Source organism: uncultured Methanobrevibacter sp. (genome assembly GCF_937906425.1).
Lineage (GTDB): Archaea > Methanobacteriota > Methanobacteria > Methanobacteriales > Methanobacteriaceae > Methanobrevibacter.
Genome location: NZ_CALCYR010000005.1, coordinates 23468 through 30694, shown reverse-complemented (window position 1 = coordinate 30694; position 7227 = coordinate 23468). Strand labels below are relative to the sequence as shown.

The 7227-nt window shown below is 30.3% G+C and carries 5 protein-coding genes; 1 reads left to right on the top strand and 4 read right to left on the bottom strand.

Annotated elements, in window-relative coordinates:
• Positions 1 to 207: 207 nt before the first annotated feature.
• On the bottom strand, positions 208 to 1578 hold the full coding sequence (locus Q0138_RS00210) for a TldD/PmbA family protein (protein ID WP_297979261.1): 1371 nt from the start codon (positions 1576 to 1578) through the stop codon (positions 208 to 210).
• Between the two features lie 425 nt (positions 1579 to 2003).
• On the opposite strand from Q0138_RS00210, the gene pyrI reads away from it, so the two are divergent.
• Positions 2004 to 2462 carry an aspartate carbamoyltransferase regulatory subunit gene (gene pyrI, locus Q0138_RS00205; RefSeq protein ID WP_297979258.1) on the top strand — a complete coding sequence of 153 codons (459 nt, stop codon included), beginning with the start codon at positions 2004 to 2006 and terminating at the stop codon, positions 2460 to 2462.
• Between the two features lie 360 nt (positions 2463 to 2822).
• Here the strand turns inward: pyrI and Q0138_RS00200 are convergent, their stop codons facing one another.
• The 3 genes from Q0138_RS00200 to Q0138_RS00190 form a co-directional block, all read right to left on the bottom strand.
• Positions 2823 to 4067 carry a GMC family oxidoreductase gene (locus tag Q0138_RS00200; protein WP_297979255.1) on the bottom strand — a complete coding sequence of 415 codons (1245 nt, stop codon included), beginning with the start codon at positions 4065 to 4067 and terminating at the stop codon, positions 2823 to 2825.
• Between the two features lie 285 nt (positions 4068 to 4352).
• On the bottom strand, positions 4353 to 5576 hold the full coding sequence (locus Q0138_RS00195; RefSeq protein ID WP_297979252.1) for a preprotein translocase subunit SecD: 1224 nt from the start codon (positions 5574 to 5576) through the stop codon (positions 4353 to 4355).
• Positions 5577 to 5578: 2 nt separating this feature from the next.
• Positions 5579 to 6730, bottom strand: a complete 1152-nt coding sequence (locus Q0138_RS00190) for a protein translocase subunit SecF (protein ID WP_346662254.1) — start codon at positions 6728 to 6730, stop codon at positions 5579 to 5581.
• Between the last annotated feature and the right edge of the window lie 497 nt (positions 6731 to 7227).

The window sequence follows — 7227 nt, the reverse complement described above, 5'->3', positions numbered from 1 at the left end:
AAATTTTTGAAAAATTTTAATTAATGATTAATATTTTTGCGAAATTTCTATTTTTAAAATTTTAATTAATGATTAAGATTTTTTTGTGAAATTTGCATGTTTAAGATTTTAAATATTTTTAATATTTTTAATATTTTTAATATTTTTGATAAAATATATATTGAAAAATTTAAAAAATTTTAAAGTAATTATTAATTAAAAAATTAATTAACTGCTTCCACCTACCATAGCATTAAGTATTCTGGTATGTGGTCCTCCATCACCTACTGGCGCAGTTTGTCCGCCTTTACCACAGAATCCCACACTAAGCTTGAAGTCAGAACCTATTCCATCAACTCCCTTTAATGTTTCAAGAATATTTCCTGATAATGAAACGTCTCTGTAGTGGTCTTTCAATTCTCCATTTTCAATCTTGTAAGCTTCCGCTGCATTGAATTGGAAAATTCCTTTACCTGTGTCTACTTGTCCGCCTCTTGAACCCTTAAGATAGATTCCGTCATTGATGTCTTCAATCAATTCCTCAAAACTTAAGTCTCCAGGTTCAAGATAGGTATTGCTCATTCTAACTATAGGTTGGTCACTTATTGAAGATCTTGCATTTCCAGTAAGAGGAATTCCTAATTTTCCTGCACTTTCTCTTGAACTTAAATAGGAAATAAGTTCTCCATCCTTAACAATTTGGTTTTTTCTGGTTTTTACACCTTCAACATCATAAGGGTAGTAACCGAAACCGTCCTTATAACTGGAATCATCATAGATGTTTACGATATCTGTTCCTATTTTCTTGTTCATTTGATCGTGTAAGATGGAATCATCCTGTAAGACCAAATCCGCTTCAACAGCATGTCCAACAGCTTCGTGGATAAATACTCCTGTAAGGTTATTGTCTGCAACAATTGGGAAACGTCCGGAAGGTGCAGGGCTAGCATCCAATAATTTTGTTGCCTTTTCACCAATTTTTCTTCCAAAGCTTTCAATATCCTCATCCTGAACAACTTCAAATCCTTTAACGCCACCTAAACTGCCATGGCTGAATTGGATGATTTCTCCATTTGAAGCTACTGCATTAAGGGATAGGATTACTCTTGAGCTGTCTGTAAGGATATTGCTTCCTTCGCTGTTTATAAAAACACTTTTACTTTCAGCATCAGAATAGCTGACTGTTGTACTCATTACCTTTCCAACATTTGTTGCCTTATTGACTTCATTGATTAATTCTTTCTTTTCATCAATGCTTATGTCTGAAACTGGGATTTTTCTTTCAGTCTTTACTTTATCTTCCATAATATCGCATTCTGCAAGTTTAATGTCTCCCTTTAAGGAGTTTGATATTTTAATTGCTTTTTCAGTAATTTCCTCAAGTTTGGAAAAGTCATTTGTGGATGCAAAACCCCAAGCTCCATTATTCAATACTCTTATTCTTGCAACGGTCGAATATCCTGTATTGACCTCTTGAATTTGATTATCTTTCATAAGTAAACTAGTTGAATTTCCATTACCTGCTCGAATATCTGCATAATCTACTTTATCTTCGATTTTTGTAATGATCTTTTGAAATAAATCTATATATTCTTCCATTTTATCACTCTAATGGTAAATTTAAGTTTTTTTAAATATTTCTTTTCTTTAAATCTTAAATTTTTATCTAAAAATTTATTTTAATTTATCTTTAAGTTTTAATGCATTAAAAATTTAATTTAGATTATCTTTTAAGTTTTAATGCATTAAAATTTATTTTAATTTATCTTTAAGTTTCAATGTTAATTTAAAAAATTTTAATTTATCTTTTTGATTTTTTTAAATTTTATTATACATTTATAATACTTAATTATATAATTTTTATATTAATTATATTTTTAGAATAAATTTGCTTTTTTATATTTATTATGTTTTTAGAATAAATTTGCTAATTATTAATAATTAGCATATTTTTTAAGATTTTTCAGGCTTGTTTTTTTAAATTTTGCAAAATTATAAATAAAAATTAATAGATATATTAATTCATGACTAAACCAGAATTAAAAGTAAAACCAATTGAAAATGGTACTGTAATTGACCATATCGCTGCAAATAAGGCACTTCAAGTATTGAAAATATTAGGACTTCCAGAAGAGGGAACAAATGTTACAATTGCAATGAATGTTTCTTCTAAATTAGGATTAAAAGATATTGTTAAAATTGAGGATAGAGAACTTGAATCTAATGAATTGGATAAGATATATTTAATTGCACCTGATGCAACAATAAACATTATTCGTGATTTCCAGATAGTTTCAAAGGATAAGGTGAAAACTGTTAGCACTTTAAAAAATATTATTAAATGTACCAATCCTAAATGTATTACAAATACAGAGGAACCTATTCAGACTAATTTCCATGTGGTTGAAACAGATCCTATCACTGTCAGATGTCATTATTGTGAAAGGTTAGTTTCTGCTGATGAAATAGCAAAACAGTTTTAGTCATTCAGTGTTTTGTGGCCTTTGCTTTTTATAATGATGCTAATTTGGGATTTATGGTTTTTATTTTGGTTTATTATTTATAATTATTTTCTTTTAGAATAATTATAATTTAATTTCTATTTTTTAATTATTTTAATGATGAATGCTATTTTTTCTTTTTTTATATTATCTTAATACTGAAAGATTTTTTTCTATTTTTCAAAACAAGGAATTTTAAATAAATTTTTTATTTTTTAAGAAAGAAATGAATTTAAAAAAATAAAAATAAGTAAAAAAAATAAAAAGTGAGTAAAAAAATAAAAAAAGAGTAAAAAAATTTAGAAAAAAAATAAAAACCAAGTAAAAAATAAAATAAAGAAGTTAAATAACTTCTTCAATTAAATAATTTCCTAATCTTTCTGCTAATGCTAAGATTAGTAAAATTGGTGGTTTTCCAGGAGATATTGGAATTACACTTGCGTCTCCTACATATAATCCATCAATTTCTGTTTTTAAGTTCTTGTCAACAACATCTCCAATCGCAGCTGTTCCGCCAGGGTGAGCTCCTCTAAATACTGTTGAAGTCATTGTGGTAGGGTCAACTCCAGCCTTTTCAAGAATGGAGCCTGCAGCGGCAGCTCCCTGTGCAAGTCTTCTAATGTCATCAATTGTATTGAATTTCTTAACATTTCCATCCTTGTCAACACTGCCGACCATATCGTCTTCGACCTTTACCATAATACTTAGAATGTCCTTGTCCTCAACATCAGGATTTGACTCTTTGAGGTATTTTGCAATGAATGAGGAGAAATGAGGTGCTAGAATATACTCTTTTCCAACAGCCAATCCATTCATTTGAACTTCGCTGTTGTATCCTATGCCCTTTAAAACTCCGCCTACGCTTACAAATGGATCAAAGAACAATTTGTTTCCTGCTTCAATTCCAGTCTTCTGCAAGATTACTGCAGAATCCACAGCTCCTGCTGCAAGAACTACCAAATCAGTTTCAATTGTCTTGCTTTCTCCATTTTCTATGTATTCAACAGCACTGACAGATTTATTTGCAGTGATTATTCTTTGAACTTCTGCATTTTCAATCAATTCTGCACCATTTTCTATTGCAATATCAACAAAGTCCTTTCCACTCCATTTAGCATCTCTTGGACAGCCAAATGCACATTTTCCACAAGGCTTACAATCTTCATCCCTAATGAATTTTGGCATTTTTATAGGGTCAAAACCGCATTCCTTTGCAGCGTCAAGGAATTTTTGGGTTCCTTCTCCAATATGATCATCATCCATTTGATGAATTCCAATCAATTCTTCAATTGTTTCATATTCCTTGCTTAGGTCAATTCCCAATTCTTCCTTAAACTCTTCTTCAAGAACTCTTACTCCGTTTCCAGCAGCAACGATAGTTGAACCGCCAATACAGGTAGTTTTTAAAAGATCTACGCTTTGTTCATTTTTAAGTCTTTTATCATAATGTTTCATGTCATATGTGTCATATGCATCTTTACTTGCTATGTATGGGCCTCTTTCAATAATTGTAACTGGAATGTTCTCTTTTGCAAGTTTCATAGCTATTATGGCTCCCCCTGCTCCAGTTCCTATAACTACAACCATTTTTAATCTCCATTATTTTATTAAATAAATGTTTTTTTAGTAATTAATACTTATATTTATAATTTTTTTATTAATTACTTATCCCTTCATTTTATTATTAGTTTTAGTAGTATAAAAGTTTTATTACAATTGTTATATTTTTGAAAATGATTCAAAATAACTATGTGAAAATAAAAATTTAAAAAGAGTTTGGATTAAATAAGTTGATTTAAATTTAAATTCAAAAGAAAAAAAGAGAAAATAAATAAAATTAATTATTTATTTTTCATTAAAGTTTAAGTTTATTTAAGAAACAAAAAGTTCAATAAATTTAGCATAAGCTGGTCTGGTAATGAAGACACCAATTAAAACCCCTATGATTGTAGTAAATGCAAATCCTGCAATTGTACCAATACCGCTACTTCCTCTTGCAAATCCAACATATGCAAGTGGTAACATAGCTGCAATCAATGTTCCTGCAGATGCAAATATAATAAACAATGCATTTCTTACGTTCATTTGAGTTCGGGTTCTTCTGTGTCTGGTATTTTCACTGTCGTGATGCAATACCTCATCCGTAATAATAATCTGGTCGTCTACCCCAGTACCTACAGATGCAATTAAACCTGCTATTGCTGCCAAATCAATGTTCCAATGGATAATTGAAGCTATTCCTAAAATGATTATGATCTCAGACAAGGTTGTAATAAGAATTGGAATTGCAAGGAAAGCTCTTCTGTATCTTATGTAAACAACTGCTGAAATACCTAATATTGCAAGAATTCCTGCAATCAATGCTCCCTGACCAAATTGTTGACCTAATTCTGGTGATACAGTGTTGGAACCTACAGTATGAATCTTTACAGGAAGTGAACCTGTCTTTAAAACTGTGTAAACAGCATTCGCTTCTTCTTTTGCAGTTTCAACATCTTCGGCTCCGCCGGTAACCTGAACTTCAGCCACTGCCTCTCCACTTGCAAGCTCATCTGATAATGCTGGAGGATGGTCGTCAATCTGTTTTCCATCGAGGTACATTATTACCTCTTCTCCGCCCTTGCCTTTTGCAAGTTCTGCAAAGTGTTTGGCTCCCTCTGTGGTCAATGTGAAAGGCACATACCATTCTCCGGACTCTCCAATGACTGGCGCTTCAACAGATGCTACTTCACTACCTGTCAAGACAGTTACATTGTCGATTTTAGCTTCAAAGATACCCGGATTTCCAATCAGCTTCTCAACCTCTTCAGGTGTCTTTCCAGCCATCTCAACTATAACCATCTGGTCTCCACTGGATCTAACCTTTACATCAGTTACACCATAAAGGTTAAGCCTTTTATCTAAAACTGAAGTTACAACATCCATTGTGCTTGAATTAACAGGATGTTCCAATTCAAGCTGGATTGAAGAACCACCTTTCAAGTCAAGCCCCTGTTCAATTCCAAGGATGCCTATGCTTGCCACACTTATTATAAGGAAAATTATGAGGATAATTACTTGCCTATCTTTAAAGAATTTAGATAAATTGCTAGCCATATCTATTTGCCTCCTTTTCCTTTTTTGTTCTTTTTGTTTTTACGTTTATTTCCTTTTTTATTGGACTTTTTGGATTTTTTATTGCTTTTGGATTCTTCTTTCTTATCGGATGAATCTTTTTCATCTGATTTTTCTTCAGATTCTTTTGAAGGCTTTTTATCTGATTTTTCATCTTTGTTCTTATCAGATTCTTTTGAATCCTTTTTGCCGAACTTGAATCTTTTTCCATCGGATTTCTTTTCATCTTCAGAATCTTTCTTATCAGATTTTTCATTTGATTTATTGGAACTGCTTATACCATATTTTTCTTGTTTCTTGGATTGTCTCCAATTGATATAAGTTCTTAAAATTCCTAAATTCATTAACCATGTGGAAAGAATATCTCCAATTAATCCAACAACCAATACTGCAGAAATATTACTTAAAGTAGTTGCTTCAGGCATTATGATTTGAGTAACAATGAATAAAATAGCCATTGCAGCTATTGCCGCAAAGGACATTGTTAAACCGGTGTGCATAGCATTTCTTGCTCTTTCGTCAACATTTCCTTCCCTTCTCTTTAAGAGTCTTGTGGTAAGGAGAATGTCTGTATCCACACTGTACCCAATAAGCATTAATAATGCACCTACAGATGCTATTGATAATGGAATATGGAATAATGACATTCCTCCAAGTGCAATCAATATATCACATAATGCAGCTAAAATAATAGCTATTGCCGGTACAAACTCTCTAAATACTATAAAAACAGTTATTGCCATAAATAAAAATGCAAAGATCATTGCAATATAGATTTGTCCCATTGCTTCATCACTTAAAACAGGACCTATCTCATTATAACTGATGATCTTGGCCTTTCCATCTATTGCGCTTGTAAATGTACTTGAATTAATATTGTTTTCTAACTCAACAGTAACCTTATTGTTTCCATTATTCGTAATTTTAACATTATTTGTATGTAACTCGGAAGTCAATTGGTCTTCCAAATCAGAGGAACTGACTGAATCCAATAATTTCAGTTCTGCTAAGGATCCTCCCTTTAATTCAACACTTTGTTCAATTCCGTTAAAAGCTACAAGTGATAATGATAAAAGTGCAAGAATAATAGGTATTACTATTAAGATTCTGTGAGATTCTGCCATTTTTTCAAACATTTCTCTATTGCACCTTTTATAATTAAATTTTCTTTTTGATTTTTGTATAAAAATGATATATTTTTAAAATATATTTTTACATAAATTCATACATTAATAATTTTCTTTTTTATATTATTAAATTCTTTCTTAGTAAATTGGAAAATATGATTATTCTTTTCACAATTTGAATAATTTTACAATTATTTTAAATTTTTATAAAGATTTCGTAAAATTGATTTATTTTGAATTTTTATTAAGTGGAATTGTCTAGTTTTAAAATTAAAATTTTTTAAATGGCTTGTTTTTATTGTTAAAAGAGTTTTTATTGTATAAAATGTGTAAAAAGAGTTTTGTTTTAATTGTAAAAAAGACTTAAATAAGTAAACGAGTTTAGTATTAGTTGTAAAAGAGTAAATGAAGTAAAAAAAGTGTATAAAATAGTTAAATAATTAAGTTAAAAGGAGTAAAAAAGGGGGGGTTAAATATTGAATTATTTACTAAAAAGGAGTAAAAAA

Coding starts and splice junctions, on each gene's coding strand:
- Q0138_RS00210 (WP_297979261.1), bottom strand. CDS start 1,578: ATGGAAGAATATATAGATTTATTTCAAAAGATCATTACAAAAATCGAA.
- pyrI (WP_297979258.1), top strand. CDS start 2,004: ATGACTAAACCAGAATTAAAAGTAAAACCAATTGAAAATGGTACTGTA.
- Q0138_RS00200 (WP_297979255.1), bottom strand. CDS start 4,067: ATGGTTGTAGTTATAGGAACTGGAGCAGGGGGAGCCATAATAGCTATG.
- Q0138_RS00195 (WP_297979252.1), bottom strand. CDS start 5,576: ATGGCTAGCAATTTATCTAAATTCTTTAAAGATAGGCAAGTAATTATC.
- Q0138_RS00190 (WP_346662254.1), bottom strand. CDS start 6,730: ATGTTTGAAAAAATGGCAGAATCTCACAGAATCTTAATAGTAATACCT.